Here is a 20,875-nt window from a genome sequence, read left to right as displayed (position 1 = left end):
GATCGGCAAGATCGACGAGAAAACCCTCCGCACGATTGCCCTCAAGTATGGCGGCGCGAACAATGTCGAGGGCGGCGGTGTTCTTCTCCTCAACAAGGACGACCTGATCGCGTTCGGCGACATTCGCGGGACCAGCGAGAAAAAGGCCGTTTACGAAATTGAGTTTTCCGAGAACAGCACCACCACGGGCACGATCAAGGACGGCGGCCTCGCGGTGAAATTCTGCATTGTGGACGAGCTCCCCGCCCTCTCCAAGACCACCTCGGCGGCGGGCTCCTATTGCATGGCATACGGGAAACCCCTGGCCTATCAGCTCGACTTGTTCGGGCCCTACACCGTGGAAGTCTCCCGCGACTATAAGTTCGCGGAGGGCCTCCTCGCCGTCATGGGCGAGGCTATGATCGGCGGGAATGTTATCACCGAAAACGGATTCCTCCGTATCAAGAAAAAGGCCAGCGCCGGGGCGTAAGGAGGCGGAGCATGAGCGAGAGCACGGGCCGGAGCCCCGCCGCCCGGGAACCCGCGGCGGACGTCTCGGAGGAGTATCTCGCCGCGGGGAGGCAGGCTGTACGAACGAAGTCGACAGCGTTTGACGGGGAGATCGTGGACCTGATCCGCGCCGCCCGGGAGGACCTCGCCCTCGGCGGAGTCCTCCCCGAGCGGGCCCAGGACGAGGAGGACCCACTCATTAAGCGGGCGGTTATGAACTATATCAAGGCGGAGTTTGGCCTCGACAATGAGGACGCGGAAAAATTCCGGGCCGTCTATGAACGCCTCAAGGTCTCCCTCGCTATGTCCTCGGACTACGTCGGCGGGGAGGTGTAGCCGTGTACTGGAGAGACGAGGCCGCCCTCATTCGAGAGGAAAAAAGGGTAAAACCGAACGGCTACAAGGAAACGGTCAAGACGCGGCGGGAGGTATTCGCCAACAAAAAGACCGCCACGCGCTCCGAGTTTTACACGGCAAAACAGGCCGGGGACAAGATCGCCCTCGTCCTGGAGGTGCGGGGCGCGGACTACCAGGAGGAGACCCTCGTGGAGTACGAGGGCCGCCTCTATGAGGTCGTGAGGGCCTACACCGAAAGCGGCGAGACCTACGAGCTAAACTGTAAAGAGGCCCAGGAGCCGCCAGAAACGGCCCAGGAGGGGCCGGACAAGGAGGGGGAGGGGTGAGTATCAATGAAACCTTGCGGGCCGTCCTGGAGCCTATAGCGCCCGCAGAGGCGGACGCCTACGAGGGCAAGAAAGCGGTTTACATCACGTTCAATTACCACACAACCCCGATCAATTACGGGGACGACGAGCCGGAACAGGAGCGGGTCTCCGTCCAGGTCCATCTATACGCCCCTCTCGGCTATGACATTACCGCAAAGCGGCGGGCCGTTAAGAAAGCCCTCGCCTCGGCGGGCTTCACCTATCCGGCCTATACCAACGCCTCGGATAAAGACGGTCAGCACCATGTTTTTGAGTGTGAAACCGTCGAGGGCTTAGAGGAGGAATGAAAGAGAATGGGACGCCTCACCGTGAATGGGCTCGACGCCCTCTCCGACGATTTCGCCGCCCTGGCTCGCCTACCGGATAGCGTGGTTGAGGGGATTCTTGAGGCCGAGGCGGGCGTTATTCTCCCGGCCCAGCGGGCGGAGATTGAAAAACAGTGGACAGGGCCGCACTCTTTGGGGATTTCCTCGAAGTCAGTCAAAAAGGGGAAGGTCAAAAAGGATCGGGACGGGCGCTCCCTCACCATCTACCCCCAGGGGACCCGCAAGCGCGGCGGGAGGTCCACAAGAAACGCCGAGATCGCTTTTATCAACGAATACGGGGCCCCGGGGCGGCACATAGCCGCCCGCCCCGCGATCGACGCCGCGAACAAGAAGAAAGAGAAAGAGGCGATAGACGCCGGAGAGCGGGTCTATAACCAATTTCTCGACAGCAGAAACCTATAAATTTTAGGAGGTTTTACTATGGCAAGTTTTGGGGCGAAATATCCCTATTTTAACCCCGTGGCGGAGGAGCCGGAGGGCAAGCTCCCGGTCTATAAGGACCAGGACCCCGTCCGGGTGGGCCGCCTCGTCAAGGCGGACCTCACCGTAAACCTCGCCTCCGGCAAGCTCTTTGCCGACGACGGCCTCGCCGAGAGCGTGGAGGAGTTTTCCTCCGGCTCTATCGCTATGGAGACCGACGACATGGAGGACCCCGTCGCGGGCGTCGTGTACGGTTGCACCGTAGAGGGGAAAATGGTCCGCTACAATGTCGGGGACGATCCCCCGGCGGGCGGCCTTGCGTACTTCAAGAAACTTATGAGGCGGAAAAAGGTCCTTTACAAGGGCTATTTCTATCCCCTCGTCAAGGCCGCCCTCGGAAACGACACCGCGCAGACCAAAACCGACAGTATCACATTCGGGACCAACAACACGACTTTTACAGTGTTCGCTTGTGAGACGGGCGACTGGAGGTTTACGGAGGAGTTTAAGACGGAGCCCGAGGCGATCGACTGGATCAAGAAACAGCTCAAGGGGAAGAAACGGGCCGCCACGCCCACGGCCACGCCCGCGGCGGGTGCGGTCGCCAGCGGCGCGACCGTTGCCCTCGCCACCACCACGCCGGACGCCGTGATCCGCTATACCACAGACGGCTCCGACCCGACCGAGACCTCCCCCGCCTATTCCTCCCCCATTGAGATTACGGAGGAGACCACGATTAAGGCGATCGCCACCGCTGAGGGATTCGCCGCCTCCGACGTGCTGGAGGCTCACTATACCCTGACGGAGTAACACACAGGGAGGCGGGACAACCCGCCTCCCTACAAGAATTTACAGGAGGGCGCTATGAAAAGCGTAAAAATCAACCTTGCGGGCCGGGTGCGATACCTCGCCTTTACCGTGGAGGCTATGTTTCAAATTCAAGAAGTTTTCGGCGGGTCCGGCGAAATGATCGAAGCTATCAAGGGCGACACACGGGAGGGATTTTCCGCCGCTTGCAAGGCCGCCGCAATCCTGGCAGAACAAGGAGAGCTCGTCCGGCGCGGCCTCGGGTATGACCCGGAACCTATGACGGACGCCGAGACAATCGCGGCGACAATGGCTCCGAGTGAGATCGCCGCCCTCAAGGTTGCGATCCCATCCGCCCTGACCCTCGGCTATGGCCGGGAGATTGAGGCAGACGCCGACGAGGTGGACCTCGGCCTTGCGGAGCTCAACACGCAAAAAAAAACGTAGTAACCCGCGCCCATTACATCCGCATGGGGACAGCGGGCGGCCTCTCAAAAAAAGAGACCCTCCTCTCCACACCTGGAGAGATCGGGGACCTTTGGGAGCTTTACCTCCAGGCCCGGGGCGTAAAGAAGGAGCGGGAGCCGGAGGACGAATAAAGCCGGAGGGGCGAACCCCTCCGGCGGCGGAGATTATTCGTGATAAGCATAGTAAACGACGGGGATTTTTCGGGCGGTATTCCATTCTCCATACTCAAAGAACAAGGTTATTTGATCTCCGGCGGAAAATTCGGGGATCGGAATAAGAAAGGAGTCAACAAAAAGATCGCCGTATTCAGTAGAAAAGCGGATCATTTCCGAATTTCTGACCTCTACCCATTCGGAGACTGTACCGGATATATAGAAAGTATGCCCCTCGTACTCCTCCGTATCATTGAGAACAGAGGGACCGGAAAACACCCCCTCTGGAGCGGGATTAAAAGCATTTTCAGGGAAAGACGTCTCTTGTAACGTGGTTGGATCGGGGATTGATTTCGTATCGGGAGACACGCCGGACAAGTAATAATATACCTCCTCGGGCGTCATAAGCCGCATAGATAAATCACCATCGGGCTCCATGAGCCGCCCGGTATCTTCATCAACGCCGAGAGTGTATGTTAGTACAGGATCACCGATTTTGTCTCCGTTACGCATAGCGGTGTAATAAAAAAACGATATGTCCCCAAAAGAATAATCGTTATATTCCCCCGGCAATTCAATAAAGCGTGTAGCAAGAGAGGAAACAATCAAACCAAAATCGGCACGATCGGCGCTATTCGACAGGACTTCAACAAAAGAATTGATAGTCCCGGACGTGTTCGAGACGCTTATATCCGCCTTGTCACTGTCACAAATACCATAAAGAGCCGCCTCCAGGCGTGGGGCGATTTCCTCCGCTTGCGCCTCTCGCTCGCGATATTGGTCGAGCAATTCCTGATCCGTCGCTCCCTCCCCCGCGCTTGTTCCACAAGCGGAAAGGACAAACGCAAGCATAAGCACAAAACACAAAAGATATTTTTTCCGCATAAAAACACCTCCAATAATAGCGCGAAAATGTTGCATTTCACAAGGGAAATTATCACCCGAAAATATGGTAATGTCAAGTAAAAAATTGATTATTGCCATAGAAAGGAGCCGCCGCGCATGGCAAGGACAATCTCGACAAAACTCGCCGTCGAGGGTGAGGCCCAATATAAACAGGCGATCGCCGCTTGTAATTCCGAACTGTCCACGCTCAAGTCGGGCCTTGCGCTCGTGGAGAGCGAATTTCGCGGAAACGCTAACAGCATGGAGGCCCTCACGGCCAAGGGGGCCGCCCTGGATTCCATGTATAAAAAGCAACAGGAGAAGGTCTCCACCCTGGAGGCCGCCCTCCGCAACGCCCAGCGGGCACAGGAGGAATACTCCTCCCGGGTATCAACGGCACAAAGCAATATAGAGCGGTGTGAGCGGGCCCTTGAAACCTTGCGGAGGTCCACCGGGGACACCTCCAGAGAGCAAGAGGCCCTCACAAAGGAACTCGACAAATGGAACGCCGAACTTGAGGAGGCCCAGGCCGGACAGGCGGCGGCGGAGCGTGGGGTCCAGAACTGGCAAAAACAATTAAACGGAGCAAAGATTGAACTCAACACTTTATCCGACGAGATAGGGAAAAATAACGGATATTTGAGTGAGGCAAGGGCAAGCGCCGACGGGTGCGCGAACTCCATAGACAAATACGGGAAGGAGACAAAAAAAGCAGGAGAGGAGTCCGGGAAATTCGGCGAAAGAGCAAAAAGCGCAATCGACAACCTCGCCACCGTATTAGCGGCGGCGGGAATTGCTAAAACCGTGAAGGAGATCGCAGACACTCTTATGGAGTGTGCAAAGGCCGCAGAAAGTTTTGAAACTTCTATGGCGAAGGTCTCCACACTGGCAGATACAAGCGTCGTCCCATTGGAAACCCTCAAAACGGAACTTGTGACCTTGTCCGGCGAGACAGGCGTCGCCGTGGGGGCACTGGCCGAGGCGGCCTATCAAGCCCTCTCGGCGGGTGTGGATACGGCGGACGTTGTGAACTTTGTCGCCACGGCCACAAAGACCTCGGCGGCGGGCTTTACGGAGGCGTCGACGGCGGTTGACGTTCTGACAACCGCGATTAACTCCTACAAGCTGGAGGGAACAGAGGCCGAGCGCGTGGCCTCTATGCTCGTAAAGACACAGGACGAGGGCAAGACCTCCGTCGGAGAGCTGGCCGCCAACATGGGCCGCGTGATCCCGTCCGCCGCCGCCTACAACGTAAGCCTCGAAAACCTGACGACCGCCTATGCAATCCTTACTAAAAGCGGAACAAATACGGCTATTTCGACGACGAACCTCGGCGCTATGTTTGACGAGCTGGCAAAGAACGGCTCCAACGTGGCCGGGATTCTGGAGGATCAAACCGGAAAGAGCTTCTCCGAACTCATGGCGAGCGGCTCCAATCTCGGGGACATTATGGCGATCCTCTCCGATAGCGCGAACGGGGACGCGACCGCGTTCTCCAACCTCTGGAGTAGCACCACGGCGGGCAAGGCGGCCCTCTCCCTCCTCAATACCGGGGCAGAAGAATTTGACCGGACCCTCGGCGTTATGGCGAACAGCTCCGGGGCCGTCGACCGCAATTTTCAGATCATGGCGGATACAACGGAGTTTGCACACCAGCGAATGACAAACGCCGCGGAAAATCTGAAAATCGCCGTCGGAGACCAATTAAATCCGTCACTTGAAAGATTGTACGACGTAGGGACGGACGCTTTCACATGGGCGGCAGATTTCGCAAACGAACACCCAGCGGTCGTGAAAGCTGTTGCGGCGGTTGTCATAGGGCTCGGCACACTTGCGGCGGGAGTTACTGCCGTGGTAGCGGCAACTGCCGCGCTTGATGTGGTTATGGAGGCTAATCCGATAGGGTTGATTGCGGCGGCCACCGTTGCGGCTGTTGCCGCCGTCGGCGCATTTGCTTTTATGATGACCTCCGCGAGCGAGGAAACAAAAGCCTTTACGGGGTCACTCCAGGAGACAAAGGCGGCCTATGAGGAATTGTCCGAGACAATGGAGGCGGAGCAGGAGTCCACCGCCGCAAGCGCCGCCGCACTGGAGGAACTCCTCGCCGTAGAGGAAAAGTCCGCCGCACAAAAGGCGGCGATCTCTGAACTCGTAAACCAACTAAACGAAAGCGTCCCCGGGCTCAATCTCGCCTATGACGCGGAGCGGGACGCCCTGGAGGGCCTCACCGCCGCCGAGGTTTCGGCTATGGTCGAAAAGGCCGCCGCACAAGAGGAATATGAGGCCCAGGTCGCCCGCTTGTCTGAACTCTACACAGAACAGTCGGAAATATCCGCCCGCCTGGAGGAGGCTCAAGAGGCATTAAACACCGCCCAGGAAACAGGCTCCGGGAACACCAGGACACTCCAAAATGATATTAACGAACTCACCGCCGCCCAGGAAGAAAACGCCGCACAGATCGCGGAACTGGAGGAGGCGTCCCGGGAATACGGGGAGAAACAGGCGGAGGCCGCCGCCAAAACCCAGGAAATGACCTCCCGCGTGGAGGATATAACCGCCAAAATGGAGACCCTCCAAGCGGCCTATGAGGAAAGTTATAACGCCGCTATGGAGAGCATAGACGGACAACTCGGCCTCTTTAATGAGCTGGACGGATCGGCGAAAACCTCCATTGACAACCTGATCGGGACCCTACAAGGACAGGTCTCCTATATGGAAACCTACGCGGCCAACATTCAAAAGGCTATGGAGCTCGGTGTGGACGAGGGCTTAATTAAAAAGCTGTCCGACGGCTCCGAGGAGTCCGCGCAAATTTTGGCGGCCATTGTGGAGGGCGGCGAGGAGGATATAGCTGCCCTCAATGAACAGCTCGCAAAGGTGGAGAAGGGCAAAGAGGCGTTTTCCGAGACCGTGGCCGAAATGGAAACCGATTTTTCGGATCAAATGGAGGAACTTGTCCGGGACCTGGACGACGCGATCCAGGATATGGACCTATCCGACGACGCCTATCAGATCGGCGAAAACAATATGCAAGGGCTCATAGACGGAACGGCCAGTAAAAAGGCGGAGCTCGTGCGGAAGTATGCCGAAATGGGCCGCGCCGCCCTCGCCGCCTACAAGAAGGAGGTCGAACAAGCCTCCCCCTCGAAGAAATTCAACGAGGCGGGCCGCTTTGATATTCAAGGCATTATAAAGGGCGCGGAGGCAGAAAAGGCCAACCTCGCGGAGACCTACGCAGACGCGGGCCGGACCGCTTTGTCGGCTATGGAGAAAAGCCTCCCCTCCAGCGTGGAGGAACCGCCAACCTCGGCGGCCATCAACAGACAGACCGCGGCGATCGTGGCGGCGGTCCGGGGCCAGGACGGCGGAACAACTGGAGGTATCACTATCTATGTGGACAAGCTGGAGGTCCGGGACGATTCCGACGTTGAGCGGGTCGCCCGGGAACTCTACTATCTCACGGAACAGAAAAAGAGGTCGAGAGGAGGCGGCAGTTTATGAGCGGTTTTTCTTTCCGGGGCGTCCATAGTAGCAAATTCGGAATTTATACACAGGACACGAGCCGGATCATTCTCCCCCCGCGGCGGGAGGGAAAGGTCGTGATCCCGGGCCGCTCCGGCTATTATGACGGCGTGGCCGGGAATGTGTACGACGAGCGGGCGGAGACGATTCATTGTGCGTTTAAGTGCCCGAAAGGGAAAACCGTCCCGGAGGTATGCCGGGAGATCGCCTATTGGCTGTCCGGCACCGGGCGGCTCGCCTACGATAAAGAGCCGGATAAATACTATACGGCCCGTATCTCCGGCGGGCCCCCTATGGCGCAACACCTTAAATACGGGGAGTTTGATCTCACGTGGAACTATAACCCGCCTTTTGCCCTCGGGCGGACCGTGACCCAGCCGATCACCTCCGGGGAGAACCCGGTCGACTACCGGGGCACAGCGGAGACCCCTTGCATTATCGTTTTGAGGAACCTCTCCGACGCGGACGTCCTCACCATCACTATAACAGCTATAAAAAGGAGTGTTTGACTATGGACAAAAACAAGATCAAAGAAACGCTCGAAAAGCAGTTACAGCTACTTTCCGAGCGTTCCGCAGAAACAAAAAATCGGGATTATATGGAACTTGCGAAACTATCCGAGTCTATGTGCTTGCTGGCAGAGACTATCAATCGGATTTGTCCGAGCGTTCCGTGAAACGCTTTTGAAGCGTTTCAATAAAATCCGCGATCTCGTTTGCGCTGTCTACGTCGATAGGGTATCTATCGCCGCGGGCCGCGCAAAGGATTTTAGCAATCTCGATTGAATTTGTGATTGCCGCGTTTTCGTTCATTGGAATCATTCGTATCACCCCCTTTTCTGGAAGAAAGTTTACCACAGAAAGGAAAGAGCGGCAACGGAGAAATGCGAAAAGGAGTGTTTAATTATGTACGCTTGCGACTACCTGGAAAATGGGATTTTGAACGCCCTCCGCGGCGTCACCTTTGCGGCTCCGGCGAAATGCTACCTTGCCCTTTACCTCAACGACCCAGGGGAAAGCGGCACGGCAGGAACAGAGGTAAGCTATACCGGATATAAGCGGATGGAAATTGACTTTTCCGCCCCGGCGGATTCCAACGGCGGGATCGGGGTCCAGAACCTCACCGACATTACTTTTCCGACCCCCGTCTCGGCGGCGGGCACCATTACCCATATCGGCGTCGTGGATTCCCTCACGGGCGGGAATATGCTCGCCCGGGGCGAGCTTGTGGAGCCCCTCATTATCGGGGCGGAGGAGCCTCCCGTATTCCTGGCCGGGGACGTGCTTTTCTATCTCACCGGGAACCTCTCCAAGGCGTGGAAAACAAAGGTTTTGAACGTCCTCCGGGGAAACTCTATCCAAGGGATCACACCCTATTTTTCCCTCTGGAACGGATCGCCGGAGTCCTCCGGCTCCGAGCTGTCCGGGGACAATTACCAGCGCGTCCCCCTCACATTCGGGGCCCCGACGGAGCAAACCTCCGGCCAGATTATCGCCCGCAACTCCCAGGCGGCGGCGTTTCCAAGGCCCTCGACCGCGTGGGGGACCTGGACCTATTCCGCCCTCTACTCCGCCGAGACCTCCGGCGAGCCCGTCTATATTAAGCCCCTGACGGAGTCCGTGGAACTCAAGCGCGGATATATGCCCACGATTGCGGAGGGGGCCGTGGAGGTAGGGATCAACTAATCATGTATAACGATAGACGGTATAGCCTCGCCCGGTACTCCGTCAACCAGGAGGCAAAGACGGTCGAGATCGCGGAGAGCTTTTCCGAGGCTATGGGGGCGGTTGCCGGGGCCGCGATCCCCGTTGATTTCCGGGACAAATACGCGGAGGCCCTCCAGGGCTCCGCGCGGGGGACGGTCTCTGTTATTTCCACGTTCTCGGCGGCTGACCGCCTATTTACGACGGCGAGAATGTCGGCGGACGTAGTGACACGGGCCGCCCTCTCCGAGGCCATCCAGGGCTCCATATACGGACAGAAGAACACGCCCGCGGCCCTGACCGTCCGGGACGTGCTGGCCGCCCGGGCCCAGGGCTCGAAGAATGTCCCCGCGCCCCTGGAGCTTGCGGACCGTCTCACCGCGGCGGCGGCGGGCTCGAAGAATGTCACGGCCTCCCTCAAGGTCTCCGAGGTCCTGACCTCCATGTTAGAGGCGACCTCACAGACCACGGAGCGGACAACCCTCCAGCTCACGATCCCGCCCGGGGGAGAATTGCGGATTGACAGCGAGCTTTTTCTCGTTCTCTTGAATGGGGAAAACGCCTTGCATACACAGTCCGGGGACTGGATCAACGTATCCCGGGAACTCCTCCGGCTCATTATCGAAAGCGCCTCCGGCGGCCAGCTCCGGGGACAGCTCATTTATACGGAGAGATACCTATGATAGAAATTTTTGATAAATCGCGGCGGCGGGTAGCGATCGCGGAGAACGCTCACGCCATTTCAGAACAGGAACGGATTAACGCCGTTTGGTATTTCTATTTTTCCCTCCCGTATAAGGACCCGAAAAATGAGTATTGCAAGCCCTTCTATTACGTCCGCCACAACGGCGGGGAGCTTTACCGGATCATGCCCGAGACCCTGACCGTGGACGAGTCCGGGAGCGTGGCCTATCAGTGCGAGCACGTCCTCGCAACTCTGATTGACAATATTCTTTTCGGGTATCACGTTGTCGGGAACCTCGGGACCTATACCCCCGACGTGATCCGGTACGTCCTGGATCACCAGCTTGTGAAAAATTGGGTCCTGGACGAGTGCGACTATAGAAACCAATTTGAATATGGGTGGGAGCAAGAGTCCCTCCTCTCCGCCCTATTTTCCGTGGCGACACCCCTCGCGGGCCCCTACATATGGCGGACAAATACGGCGGTTTATCCGTGGCGGCTGTCTCTCAAACGCCTGGACACCACGGGGCGCCCGGAAATGTACGTCCGGCGGCGGCACAATATGACAAGCTACCAGCGGAGCCGGGACCCTCAAAATATTGTGACCCGCCTCTATCCCCTCGGCTATGGCGAGGGCGTGAACCAGCTCGGGATCGGGAGCGTAAACGGCGGCGTCCCATACCTCCAGAGCCCGAAAGCAATCACGGACAAATACGGGATTATCGAAAGGGTATGGACGGATCGCCGCTATGAGGACCCGGCCTCCCTCAAGGCCGCGGCGGAGGCTATGCTCCGGGAGCTCCAGGAACCCGCCGTCTCCTATTCGGTCGGCTATCAGGAAATGACCGCCTCCGACTTTGACAAGGCCGAGGTCGGAAAACGCCTCCGTATGGTTTACCCGGAGATCGGGGAGAGCGTGGACACGTTCATAACAGAGATTAAGCGGGACTATGAGGACGCGGAGCGGTCCTCCCTGGTTGTGGCGAACAAGGAGACCTCGATCGCCTCCTCCCTGGCCGATATGGCGGACCGCCAGAGGATTGAGCAGACATACGCCCAGGGAGCAACCCAAATTTATAGCCAAGCCCTCCAGGCGAATTGTGACCGCTCCTCCGGGGCGGTAATGGACTTTTTCATCCCGGAGGAAATGCGGATTATAAACAAGGTCCTCGTCAAGGTGCGAATGACAAAATTCCGGGCCTACTCCAAGAGCACGGAGAGCGACGCCGCGAAGGTTGTCACCTCTACCACAAACGACGACCAAACCCGCACGAGCTCGGACGGGGGCCGGACCACCTCAACCACCACCACCAGCGACGACCAAACCCGTACAAGCTCGGACGGGGGCCGGACCACCTCGACCACCACAAGCGGCGGCGGACAAACCACCTCCAGCGGCGGCGGGGCCACCTCCAGCGCGACGGCCCTCGAAAGCTCGAACGTCCTCCCGAGCCAGACCACCGGGCAAGCGGTCCACAACCACGGCCTCCATAACGGAGTGCGGATTGCAATATATGGGGGCGTGGATGAAAACGGGGCCGTGATTGCGGACGGATACGAAGTATGGGTGGATTCCGGTGCCCATATCCACCCGGCCCACTCCCATACCATCCCGCCGCACACGCACACCGTAGACGACCACTCGCACAGGCTCACCATTCCGGCACACTCCCACACGACCACGATCCCCGGCCACTCTCACCGCGTCACCATCCCGGACCATAGGCACACGATCACGATCCCGGGGCACTCCCACAAGGTAACGGTCCCCTCCCATTCCCACAATATCACGCCGGGGATTTATCAATATGGGAACCCTCAAAAATTCGGGCTTTATATCAATGGGATAAAAAAAGCGGATTTCTCCGGGAGGACGGCGGAGCTTGATATTACGGACCTATTGACAGGCTCGGACAACATGATCCCCCGGGGGAGCTGGTTGTCCCTGGAGGTCCGCCCGGACGACCTCGCCTATATCAGCATTGATCTAATTGTCCAGGGCTTTATACAATCCCGCGGGGATAAAACAGTTTAGGAGGTTTTTCTATGGCAACAGTGCTCTATCCCGGTATTGCGTTTTCGCCGCAAGCCACCCTCACAAACAACCTCGGCGCGGCGGATACCATTATTGAGGTCTCGGACGCCTCGGCGTTTCCGCCCGCCCCGAACCTCGCTACCATTGGAACGGACGAGGAGGGAGAGACCATCCTCTACACCGCCAAAACGGAGACCGCCCTCTCCGGGTGCAAGCGGGGGGTCGAGGGTGCGGCCCGGGCCTGGACGGCGGGCGAGCTGATCGGGCGGAACTTCACCGCGAAGGATCACGCCGACCTGATCGCCGCCATTTCGGAGACCCGCGGCGCGGCCACGGCGGCGGCGGGCGCGGCAACGGAGGCGGGGGAGGCCGCAAAGGCCGCCCAGGACGCCGCAAGGGCCGCACAAGAGGCCGCAAGCGAGGCGGAGGGTAAAGCTACAGAGGCGGCGGAAACGGCGGAGAAAGCGGCCCAGGACGCGGGACAGGCAAAGAAGGACGCACAGACCGCGGCGGACGCGGCGGCCACGGCCCAGGGCGCGGCGGAGACGGCACAGACCGCGGCCACTTCCGCCTCCACGGAGGCCAGCAACGCGAAGAAAGAGGCTGGAGAGGCGAAAAAGACCGCGGACGAGGCCCTGGAGACCGCCCAGGCGGCGGGCGGGCTTTACCCTCAAATTATTGTGACCGTGGCGGCGGGGGCCGTTGTGACGTGCTCCAACGGCTCCAAGAGCTACGAGCAGACCTCCACGGGCGCGGCGGTCGTGTTCAATGTCCCGGATTATGGGACCTGGAGCGTCTCGGCGGAGCGGGACGGCCTCCCCTCGAACACCGTCGAGATCGTGGTGGACACGGCGAAGCAGTACGCCGCCGCCCTGGCCTTTTTCGAGTCCACGATTACCGTCAACGTGGAGGCGGGCTCCTCCGTGGTATGTGAGGGCGGCGGAAAAACGCAGACCAAAACCTCCGAGACGGGCTCCGTCGTCTTTACCGTCACCTCGGCGGCCACCTACACCATAACGGCCACCACGGGAGACGAGACCACAAGCGGGACGGTCCAGATCACCGCCTCCGGCGAGGCGAAAACCCTCACCCTTGAATATTTCCGATCCACGATTACCGTCAATATCGCCGCCGGGGCTTTTGTCACTTGTACGGACGGCAAGACCTCCCTCGAAGGGACCTCCAACGGCTCCGTCGTGTTTATGGTCCACAATGCGGGGACGTGGCAGATCACAGGCTCCATGAATGGAGAGACCACGAGCGGGACGGTACAGATCACGGCGGGCGGCCAGTCGAAAGTCCTCAACCTTGAATTTTTCTCCGCTACGATTACCGTCAACGTGGAGAGCAGCTCAACCGTCACTTGTGCGAAGGGCTCCAACACGCAGACAAAGACCTCCACGGGCTCCGTCGTCTTTACAGTAAAGGAGGCGGGCACCTACACCATAACCGCCACCAAGAGCGGACAGGAGGCGAGCGGGACGGTACAGATCACGGCGAACGGCCAGACAAAAACCCTCTCCCTCGCATATGTCCATATTTATAGCGCGGCATGGGACGGCTCCAGCACGACCAAGCTCACAAGAGGCGACGACGCGGCCCTCTTTACGGACCCCGTCCCAGCCGTGGGAAACGGGGCCGGGTCCTCCCCCTTTGACAACCGCCTACCGTGGTCCGGCATGACAAAAGTAACGGACGGGAATAACGTCCTTGTGAAAATTCCGAAATATTGGGTAAAGGTATCTCACGCGCCCTTTAAGGTCCAGATCGCGGACAAGGCGACCCCGGGCTATCAGGTTTCCCCGGCCCACCGGGACCGCGGGGACGGAGTCGGCGAGCGGGATGTTGTCTATATTGGCCGCTATGAGTGCGACGGCTCCTATATGTCCAGGAGCGGACAGGCCCCGAAAGTTTCGACGCCCCTCGCCACCTTCAGGAGCGGGATTCATGCCCTCGGCGCGGAGTATTGGCAAGCGGATATTGCTTTACATTTGACGTGGTGGTTTTTGTATATCGTGGAATATGCGGACTGGAACGGCCAGACGGCGATCGGACAGGGTAACGTAAGCTCCGGCGCAAAGATCAACACCGGGGCCACCGATTCCATGACCTACCACACAGGCCGCGCCGCGGGGACAGACGGCCAGACCGCCGTCCAGTATCGGAACATTGAAAACCCGTGGGGCAACGTCCGCGAGTGGAGAGACGGGATCATTTTCTCCGATACCAATATTTGCACCTATAACAACCCGGCTAACTTCTCCGACGCCTACAACGGGACCGGGGCCGTGGTGCGGAGCAACAAACGGGCCGCGTCGAGTGGATGGATCAAGGCATGGGGCCACGACACCAACGACCCGAGTTTTATTTATCCCTCGGAGATCGGCGGGTCCGAGACGACGTTCGTCCCGGATTATTGCTATTATAACGCCGGGGTCCGGGCCCTCAATATCGGCGGCACTATGGCTACGGCACCAACGCGGGGCCGTTCTGCCTCTACGGCTACAGCACGCCCGCCAACACCTACGCCAGCCTCGGCTCGCGCCTTCAAAAGCTCCCTCGGGCGGCGTAGCCGCCGGGGGGACCGGGGGGTCGCAACCCCCCGGAGGTAACGATAAACACACATTGACGAAAAGGAGGGATACAAATAAAAAGGGACTGGCTACGCTATGCGACCGGGCTTTTTGGCTCCCGCGTCCCGGATTATTGCAATTATAACACCGGGGTCCGGGCCCTCAATATCGGCGGCAACTATGGCAACGGCACCAACGCGGGGCCGTTCTACCTCAACGGCAACAACACGCCCGCCAACACCAACGCCAACCTCGGCTCGCGCCTACTTATTCAAGACATAGTCTCACCGCGTAGCCTTTTCCGTACCGCTCGGTAAAAATTGCCGTAGGGACATGGTTTAGTAAGCCTTTTTGGTTTGAAAGACCGTGAGGTGAATAAGAAAATTTATTTACATCCGAGAGGCGAAACATGAAAAGAATAGGATTCCTCATGGAGAGGCTTTGCAAAAAGGAGAACGCCCTCCAGGCGATCGAGGAAATAAACGAGGATCGCAAAGACAATAAAACCGCTCAATGGGTGGAGCGGACGAAGGAGGAACGGGCGGAGGAGCTTTGCAAGATCGCCCGGAACTTCCACCCGAAACCCGCCCGGACCTTTGAGCGGTACGACCCCACCGCAGGGAAAACCAGGATTATCAACGAGCCCGCCCTCTGGCCGGACCAATATATCCACCACATGATCGTCCAAGTCTTAAAGCCCATCCTTATGCGGGGCATGGATTATTTTTGTTGTGGGAGTATCCCGGGCCGGGGCCCGCACAGGGAGAAAAAAGCGATTGAGAAATGGCTCGACAAAGACCGCAAGGGGACAAAGTACGGCGGCGAGGCGGATATTAAAAAATTCTATGATTCCCTATCTCCTCGCGTGGTTATGAGATTCCTTTGCAGGAAAATCAAGGACCGGGAATTTCTCGCCCTGATATGGAAGATCATCAAGGCCGGGATCAAAATAGGCTTTTATATTTCTCAATGGCTCGCTAACGCCGTACTTGAGCCCCTGGACCACTATATCCGGGAAAAGCTCGGTATCCGCCGATATGGGCGGTATATTGATAATTTTACTTTTTTCGGCCCGAACAAGAAAAGGCTCCACAAGGCGATCCGGGCGATCATGGAATACCTCGCCCGTATGGGCCTACGCCTAAAGGAAAATTGGCAAGTCTACAATACCCGAAAGCGCATGGTCGACGCCGTGGGGTATCGCATGAAACGGGGCTTAACCCTGATCCGCAAGCGGAACCTCCTCCGCCTAAAAAGACAATGCACACGGGCGAGTAAACGGATCGAGGCGCGGCGGCGGGTAGACCCGAAACAGGCCCGGGGGATTCTGTCCAGGGCCGGACAGCTTAAACATTGTGCGGGAAAGAAACAGTATGAAAAGCACGTCCTCCCGATCCGGCCAGTTTTGAAAAACGCCGTCCGGGAGGCGGACAAAAGGAGGAGAAACCTATGCTTGAATACACGATCGGCATAATGAGGGACGGCGGGCGGCCCCGCCGCTACCTCCGTATTAAATCCGACGAGGCGATCCAGGTATTGGACCCCGTCGTATCCTTCACAAGAGCACAGGAGGACAAAAGGAGCGTTTACGAGTGCATAATCGGGGCCCTGATTCACGAGGCCCAGGAAGGAGGCTTTTTCTATGAATGGTACGAGCTGGAGAGCGTCCTTGTGGAGGTGGACCACACCCTCCCCGTTGCCGCGACCGTCCAGCGCATGGGCCCGGAGGCCACGATCGCCGCCGCAAAGATCGCCCGCCTGACGTTGCCGGGGCTGGACCTCGACGACGGCCAGAGGATCGCGGTCTCCGCCCTTTATGAGGACTGGAGCCCCGGGGCCGCCTATAAGGTCGGGGACGTGCGGAACGCGGGCGGCCAGACGTGGGAGTGTTTCCAGGAGCACGACAGCGCGGTTTACCCGGACATTTCCCCGGAGGGGACCGCGTGGCGCACATTCTGGAGGCCCCTCCACGGAAACACGCCGGAGACCGCCCGCCCCTTTGTGGAGGTCCAGGGGGCCCATGATACATATAAGGCGGGCGAGTATATGGTTTGGACAGACGGGACCGTCCGGGAGTGTATCCGGGAGACGAGTTTCGGCCCGGACGACGACCCGGACGCCTGGAGCCTCCCGGACAAGCCCGCGCCCGCGGCGGCGGAGGCCGCAGACCTGGAGGCTATGACGATCCCCCAACTCAAAGAATACGCCAAGGAGCACGGGATCAGCCTCGCCGGGAAAACCCTCAAGGCGGATATTGTGGCGGCCATAAAGGCCGAGCTTTAAGAAGGAGGAACAAAAGACAATGAAAGAAAATATTTTTCGTGGCGTGATCGCCGCCGCCGTGGCCGGAGCCGCGGCATACTTCCAGGAACTCGCCCTCCCCGTGGCGGTCCTTTTCCTTGTTATGGTCGTGGACTATATCTCTGGCATGGTCCGGGCATGGACCCGGGGCGAGCTTTGTTCCCGCGTGGGAATTATGGGGATTGTAAAAAAGGCCGCCTATCTCCTGGCCGTCGTCGTGGCGATTGTGGCCGATTGGGTGGTACAGACGGCGGCGGGCCAGATCGAGGTCGATTTCGGCGGATTCTTCTTTTTCGGCCTCCTCGTGACAATCTGGCTCGTTCTCAATGAGTGTATTTCGATCCTTGAGAACATTTCGCAGATCGGCGTCCCGCTCCCGTCTTTCCTTGTGGCATTGATTGAAAAGCTGAAAAGTACCACGGAAAATAAGGGGGAGGAGTTGCTGAAATGACGGGGGCAGAAAGAGAAAACTATATCTGGAGCCGCCTCACCGCCGCGGGCTTGACGCCCGCGGGGGCGGCGGGGCTCATGGGGAACCTTTACGCCGAGAGCGGCCTCAACCCGGCGAACTTGCAAAACACCCACGAGAAAAAGCTCGGCCTCACAGACGCCGCCTATACCGCCGCCGTGGACGCCGGAACCTATACCAATTTCGCCGGGGACGGCGCGGGGTATGGCCTCGCACAGTGGACCTATAAGACCCGCAAGGCGGCCCTCCTGGCCTATGTCCGGGCGGCGGGTCGGTCCGTGGGGGACCTGGAGACACAGGTCGGTTTTTTGCTCCAGGAGCTCGCCGGGAGTTACAAGGGCGTCCTCTCCACGCTGAAAAGCGCCCAGGACGTCCGAACCGCCTCCGACGCCGTCCTCCTCCAGTTTGAGCGGCCCGCCGACCAGGGCGAGGCCGCCCGGGCCCGCCGCGCCGGGTACGGGAAAACCTACTTTGACCGATACGCTCCGGCGGACACCTCCGGCCTCATGCCCTCCGGCGTGTTTGTGGACAAGCTCCTCACCGTGGCGGGGAATTTCAAAACCCTTTATATCATGGGGTGCTTTGGGGCCCCTATGACGCCGGAGAACAAGGCGAGATATACCAAAAATCACGCCTACAATACAAGCGAGGCACAAAAGGCACGGATCAACGCCGCCTCCGCCGATACATTCGGCTTTGATTGCGTCAACCTCATAAAAGGGATTTTGTGGGGCTGGAGCGGGGACGTCTCCAAAAGATATGGCGGCGCAACCTACCCGACCGCGGCGGCATTTGCGGCGGGGGCTTGCCCGGACGTGTCGGCGGACGGCATGATTAAAATTTGTAAGGAGGTCTCCACCGATTTCTCCCGGATCGTCCCCGGGGCGGCGGTATGGGTAAAGGGGCATATTGGGGTATATATCGGGGACGGCCTCGCGGTCGAATGTACTCCGAAATGGAGGAACAAGGTCCAAGTGACCGCCGTCTCCAATATCGGGACAAAGGCCGGATACAACGCCCGCAAGTGGACCAAGTGGGGGAAAATCCCCTATATCAACTATGAGGAGGAGATCGAGAACATGAGCAAAGAGGAATTAAAGGCACTGATCCGGGAGACCGTCCGGGAGGTCCTCGACGAGGAAAACCCGATCTATAAGGATTTGAAGGACGTCCCGGAATACTGGAAACCCACCGCCGCGGCGCTCCTGGAGGCCGGAGCCGTGAACGGCGGAACCCCGGCGGAGGTATGCGAGACGGACCTCAACCTCCGCAAGGAGACGCTCAAGGCCGTGGTCGTGGCGGCCACATATCACGACGCCCGGGAGGGCAAGCAGTAGAAAAAAGGGCTGGAGGGTAACGCCTCCGGCCCTTTTCTTTGCTTTTGGTACGCCTTTTCTTTTGATAAGCTATGGAATATTACCATGAGTAGGGGGCTTTTTCATGTTAAAGTCAATTAAAATATGGGGTATTTCCATAGCAAGGAGGCGGAACCGTGAAAAAATTCCAGTTTGAGGGAAAGGGGAACATATCCGGGGACCGCGTCCGAGAGCTACGCCTCCGGGCCAGATTGTCACAGTCTGCCCTTGCGGCAAAAATGACCACGGAGGGCGTCATTATGGAACAGGACGTAATAAGCCGGATCGAGAGCGGCTCCCGCCTTGTGACCGACTATGAGCTCCTCGCCTTAACGAAAATTTTCGCCGTCTCGGCGGATTGGCTGATCGGATCGGGATAGAAACACCCGCCGCGGGAAGAATTTCCCCCGGCGGATTTTTGGGGCTTGACTTTGTGGTAAAATTAGCGTAATATAAGAGGCACAAACACAAGGGAGGCGGACAGCATGAGAAAGGGAACAACGGCCAGCACAAGCAAACTCGCAAAACTCCGGGCCGAGCGGGGGCTCGGGCTCCGCGAGCTTGCGGAGCTATCCGGCGTAGGTATCCGGCAAATACAAGGGATAGAGGGCGGGACCTCAAAAGTGGAGAATACCTCCCTAAAGAACGCCCTCGCCCTTGCGGACGCCCTCGGCGTACACCCTCGGGACCTGATATAAACACAACCCCGCCCGGCCAGTGGTCGAGCGGGGATTTTTATATATTGGAGGCTTGCGTTATGGGAAAGCATTATAAACATTTGACCTGGAGGGAGCGGCTACGAATTGAAACCCGCCTCAAGGATGGATGGACCCCCCAAAAGATAGCCGACGAGATCGGGCGGCACGTCTCCACTATTTACCGGGAGATCAAGCGGGGCCTCGGCGTCCAGCGCACGACGGACCTCATAGATTATGAGTGCTATATACCCGAGATCGCCCGGGAGAAATACGAGGCCACATTCTCCGGCAAGGGCCCGGACCTCAAGATCGGGAAGGACCACAAGCTGGCAAACTACCTCGGAGAGGTCCTAAAGGACGGCTATCGGTCCCCGGAGGCCGCCCTCGGGGAAATTGCGGTTAAAGGGATGGAATTTGATACTAAAATATCGCCCCGGACCCTTTACCGCTATATCGAAATGGGGATTATACCGGGCGTTTCAAGCGCAGACCTCCCCATTAAACGGAACCAGGGCAAAAAGAAAGAAAAGCAAAAGCCAAGGGCCGCCCGGAATTGCAGGGGTAAGAGCATAGAGGAGCGCCCCAGGGAGATCAACGCCCGGGAGGAGGTCGGGCATTGGGAAATGGACACAGTAGAGAGCGCCAAGGACGGGAGCCTGGAGCGGGTCCTCGCCCTGACTGGCCGCGTCACAAGGAACCAAATAAACATAAAAATTAAAACGGGCGAGGCGAAAATGGTCGTTGCCGCCCTGGACCGCCTGGAGCGGAAACTCGGGGCTTTGTTCCCGGTTGTGTTCCGTTCAATCACCGTTGACAACGGCTCCGAGTTTGCGGACGTGGAGGGTATGGAGCGGTCTTGTCTACGCCCGGGAGAAAAGAGGACGACGGTCTATTATTGCCATCCGTACAGCTCCAGCGAACGGGGCTCCAATGAGAAACAAAACGGCATGACCCGCCGCCGCCACCCGAAAGGGACGGACTTTAAGAAGGTCTCCCGGAAAAAGCTCCGGGAGACGACAGAATGGATCAATAACTATCCTCGGAAAATGTTCGGATTCCATACCGCGGCGGAGCTTTTCGCCGCCGCTTTTCCTGGCCTCCCCGCATTGTGCTAAAAAAATTTATAAAATTTTTCGCATTTCTCTTGACAAACGGCGCACTTTTTTCGCCCGGCTATTTACATAATGCTGGACCATAAAAGAGTCTGAGAAGGTTTTGCACAGTTTCCACTGGGTTTTCCACATCTGAAAGAAACTGTGCAAA

The 20,875-nt window shown here is 58.3% G+C and carries 21 protein-coding genes and 1 pseudogene; 20 read left to right on the top strand and 2 right to left on the bottom strand.

All coding sequences use genetic code 11. The annotated features are described in order from the left end of the window. The 7 genes and pseudogenes from VV088_RS09565 to VV088_RS09535 all read left to right on the top strand — a co-directional run. A pseudogene (locus VV088_RS09565) lies at positions 1–469 on the top strand (hypothetical protein); the annotation flags it as partial. Between the two features lie 11 nt (positions 470–480). Continuing rightward, positions 481–825 carry a phage head-tail connector protein gene (locus VV088_RS09560; RefSeq protein ID WP_334598865.1) on the top strand — a complete coding sequence of 115 codons (345 nt, stop codon included), beginning with the start codon at positions 481–483 and terminating at the stop codon, positions 823–825. A gap of 2 nt (positions 826–827) precedes the next feature. Beyond that, positions 828–1,172 carry a phage head closure protein gene (locus tag VV088_RS09555; protein WP_334598864.1) on the top strand — a complete coding sequence of 115 codons (345 nt, stop codon included), beginning with the start codon at positions 828–830 and terminating at the stop codon, positions 1,170–1,172. Beyond that, the gene (locus VV088_RS09550) at positions 1,169–1,501 is read left to right on the top strand and encodes a hypothetical protein (RefSeq protein ID WP_334598863.1); all 333 of its coding nucleotides are present in this window, start codon (positions 1,169–1,171) and stop codon (positions 1,499–1,501) included. The genes VV088_RS09555 and VV088_RS09550 overlap by 4 nt, the downstream gene beginning before the upstream one ends. 6 nt (positions 1,502–1,507) lie before the next feature. After that, complete coding sequence (locus VV088_RS09545; RefSeq protein WP_334598862.1) at positions 1,508–1,942, top strand: hypothetical protein; 435 nt, start codon at positions 1,508–1,510, stop codon at positions 1,940–1,942. 18 nt (positions 1,943–1,960) lie between these two features. Further along, a complete protein-coding gene (locus VV088_RS09540) occupies positions 1,961–2,770 on the top strand; it encodes a chitobiase/beta-hexosaminidase C-terminal domain-containing protein (RefSeq protein WP_334600445.1) in 810 nt (269 codons plus the stop codon). 54 nt (positions 2,771–2,824) lie between these two features. Next, complete coding sequence (locus VV088_RS09535) at positions 2,825–3,214, top strand: hypothetical protein (protein ID WP_325224795.1); 390 nt, start codon at positions 2,825–2,827, stop codon at positions 3,212–3,214. A gap of 185 nt (positions 3,215–3,399) precedes the next feature. Here VV088_RS09535 and VV088_RS09530 read toward each other — a convergent pair whose 3' ends face one another. Continuing rightward, positions 3,400–4,371 carry a hypothetical protein gene (locus VV088_RS09530; RefSeq protein WP_334600444.1) on the bottom strand — a complete coding sequence of 324 codons (972 nt, stop codon included), beginning with the start codon at positions 4,369–4,371 and terminating at the stop codon, positions 3,400–3,402. A gap of 18 nt (positions 4,372–4,389) precedes the next feature. Between VV088_RS09530 and VV088_RS09525 the strand changes: the two genes are divergently transcribed. After that, a complete protein-coding gene (locus tag VV088_RS09525) occupies positions 4,390–7,773 on the top strand; it encodes a phage tail tape measure protein (RefSeq protein WP_334600443.1) in 3,384 nt (1,127 codons plus the stop codon). Further along, positions 7,770–8,303: a phage tail domain-containing protein gene (locus VV088_RS09520; protein ID WP_334600442.1), complete on the top strand. Its 534-nt coding sequence runs from the start codon at positions 7,770–7,772 to the stop codon at positions 8,301–8,303. The genes VV088_RS09525 and VV088_RS09520 overlap by 4 nt, the downstream gene beginning before the upstream one ends. 138 nt (positions 8,304–8,441) lie before the next feature. Here VV088_RS09520 and VV088_RS09515 read toward each other — a convergent pair whose 3' ends face one another. Beyond that, positions 8,442–8,615: a hypothetical protein gene (locus tag VV088_RS09515; RefSeq protein WP_325293600.1), complete on the bottom strand. Its 174-nt coding sequence runs from the start codon at positions 8,613–8,615 to the stop codon at positions 8,442–8,444. Between the two features lie 84 nt (positions 8,616–8,699). On the opposite strand from VV088_RS09515, the gene VV088_RS09510 reads away from it, so the two are divergent. The 11 genes from VV088_RS09510 (at position 8,700) to VV088_RS09460 (ending at position 20,727) form a co-directional block, all read left to right on the top strand. After that, positions 8,700–9,479 (top strand): phage tail fiber protein, encoded by a 780-nt coding sequence (locus VV088_RS09510; RefSeq protein WP_334600440.1) that lies wholly within the window; start codon positions 8,700–8,702, stop codon positions 9,477–9,479. A gap of 2 nt (positions 9,480–9,481) precedes the next feature. After that, positions 9,482–10,180: a hypothetical protein gene (locus tag VV088_RS09505; protein WP_334600439.1), complete on the top strand. Its 699-nt coding sequence runs from the start codon at positions 9,482–9,484 to the stop codon at positions 10,178–10,180. Next, positions 10,177–12,216, top strand: coding sequence for a phage tail protein (locus VV088_RS09500; protein ID WP_304965849.1), 2,040 nt, complete (start codon positions 10,177–10,179; stop codon positions 12,214–12,216). The genes VV088_RS09505 and VV088_RS09500 overlap by 4 nt, the downstream gene beginning before the upstream one ends. Before the next feature lie 11 nt (positions 12,217–12,227). Continuing rightward, positions 12,228–14,828, top strand: coding sequence for a hypothetical protein (locus VV088_RS09495; RefSeq protein WP_334600438.1), 2,601 nt, complete (start codon positions 12,228–12,230; stop codon positions 14,826–14,828). A 370-nt stretch (positions 14,829–15,198) separates the two neighbouring features. Continuing rightward, positions 15,199–16,263 (top strand): RNA-directed DNA polymerase, encoded by a 1,065-nt coding sequence (locus VV088_RS09490; protein ID WP_334600437.1) that lies wholly within the window; start codon positions 15,199–15,201, stop codon positions 16,261–16,263. Further along, positions 16,239–17,072, top strand: a complete 834-nt coding sequence (locus tag VV088_RS09485; protein ID WP_334600436.1) for a Rho termination factor N-terminal domain-containing protein — start codon at positions 16,239–16,241, stop codon at positions 17,070–17,072. The genes VV088_RS09490 and VV088_RS09485 overlap by 25 nt, the downstream gene beginning before the upstream one ends. Before the next feature lie 19 nt (positions 17,073–17,091). Further along, complete coding sequence (locus VV088_RS09480) at positions 17,092–17,541, top strand: phage holin family protein (protein WP_334600435.1); 450 nt, start codon at positions 17,092–17,094, stop codon at positions 17,539–17,541. Next, positions 17,538–18,896 carry a phage tail tip lysozyme gene (locus VV088_RS09475; protein ID WP_334600433.1) on the top strand — a complete coding sequence of 453 codons (1,359 nt, stop codon included), beginning with the start codon at positions 17,538–17,540 and terminating at the stop codon, positions 18,894–18,896. The genes VV088_RS09480 and VV088_RS09475 overlap by 4 nt, the downstream gene beginning before the upstream one ends. 155 nt (positions 18,897–19,051) lie before the next feature. Then, on the top strand, positions 19,052–19,294 hold the full coding sequence (locus VV088_RS09470; protein WP_304965974.1) for a helix-turn-helix domain-containing protein: 243 nt from the start codon (positions 19,052–19,054) through the stop codon (positions 19,292–19,294). Between the two features lie 105 nt (positions 19,295–19,399). Continuing rightward, positions 19,400–19,612 carry a helix-turn-helix domain-containing protein gene (locus VV088_RS09465; protein WP_304965975.1) on the top strand — a complete coding sequence of 71 codons (213 nt, stop codon included), beginning with the start codon at positions 19,400–19,402 and terminating at the stop codon, positions 19,610–19,612. Between the two features lie 59 nt (positions 19,613–19,671). Continuing rightward, entirely contained in the window at positions 19,672–20,727 is a 1,056-nt protein-coding gene (locus VV088_RS09460; RefSeq protein WP_334600432.1) for an IS30 family transposase, read from the top strand. Positions 20,728–20,875: the final 148 nt, after the last annotated feature.

Source organism: Lawsonibacter sp. JLR.KK007 (genome assembly GCF_036941135.1).
GTDB lineage: Bacteria > Bacillota > Clostridia > Oscillospirales > Oscillospiraceae > Lawsonibacter.
This window is presented reverse-complemented; position numbering and strand designations above follow the sequence as displayed.

Bases quoted from the DNA above. Each gene is read 5' to 3' on its own strand.
- VV088_RS09510 (WP_334600440.1), top strand. From the start codon at position 8,700: ATGTACGCTTGCGACTACCTGGAAAATGGGATTTTGAACGCCCTCCGC.
- VV088_RS09490 (WP_334600437.1), top strand. From the start codon at position 15,199: ATGAAAAGAATAGGATTCCTCATGGAGAGGCTTTGCAAAAAGGAGAAC.
- VV088_RS09485 (WP_334600436.1), top strand. From the start codon at position 16,239: ATGCTTGAATACACGATCGGCATAATGAGGGACGGCGGGCGGCCCCGC.
- VV088_RS09475 (WP_334600433.1), top strand. From the start codon at position 17,538: ATGACGGGGGCAGAAAGAGAAAACTATATCTGGAGCCGCCTCACCGCC.
- VV088_RS09505 (WP_334600439.1), top strand. From the start codon at position 9,482: ATGTATAACGATAGACGGTATAGCCTCGCCCGGTACTCCGTCAACCAG.
- VV088_RS09460 (WP_334600432.1), top strand. From the start codon at position 19,672: ATGGGAAAGCATTATAAACATTTGACCTGGAGGGAGCGGCTACGAATT.
- VV088_RS09515 (WP_325293600.1), bottom strand. From the start codon at position 8,615: ATGATTCCAATGAACGAAAACGCGGCAATCACAAATTCAATCGAGATT.
- VV088_RS09495 (WP_334600438.1), top strand. From the start codon at position 12,228: ATGGCAACAGTGCTCTATCCCGGTATTGCGTTTTCGCCGCAAGCCACC.
- VV088_RS09545 (WP_334598862.1), top strand. From the start codon at position 1,508: ATGGGACGCCTCACCGTGAATGGGCTCGACGCCCTCTCCGACGATTTC.
- VV088_RS09465 (WP_304965975.1), top strand. From the start codon at position 19,400: ATGAGAAAGGGAACAACGGCCAGCACAAGCAAACTCGCAAAACTCCGG.
- VV088_RS09560 (WP_334598865.1), top strand. From the start codon at position 481: ATGAGCGAGAGCACGGGCCGGAGCCCCGCCGCCCGGGAACCCGCGGCG.
- VV088_RS09540 (WP_334600445.1), top strand. From the start codon at position 1,961: ATGGCAAGTTTTGGGGCGAAATATCCCTATTTTAACCCCGTGGCGGAG.
- VV088_RS09480 (WP_334600435.1), top strand. From the start codon at position 17,092: ATGAAAGAAAATATTTTTCGTGGCGTGATCGCCGCCGCCGTGGCCGGA.
- VV088_RS09525 (WP_334600443.1), top strand. From the start codon at position 4,390: ATGGCAAGGACAATCTCGACAAAACTCGCCGTCGAGGGTGAGGCCCAA.
- VV088_RS09520 (WP_334600442.1), top strand. From the start codon at position 7,770: ATGAGCGGTTTTTCTTTCCGGGGCGTCCATAGTAGCAAATTCGGAATT.
- VV088_RS09500 (WP_304965849.1), top strand. From the start codon at position 10,177: ATGATAGAAATTTTTGATAAATCGCGGCGGCGGGTAGCGATCGCGGAG.
- VV088_RS09530 (WP_334600444.1), bottom strand. From the start codon at position 4,371: ATGGCAATAATCAATTTTTTACTTGACATTACCATATTTTCGGGTGAT.
- VV088_RS09535 (WP_325224795.1), top strand. From the start codon at position 2,825: ATGAAAAGCGTAAAAATCAACCTTGCGGGCCGGGTGCGATACCTCGCC.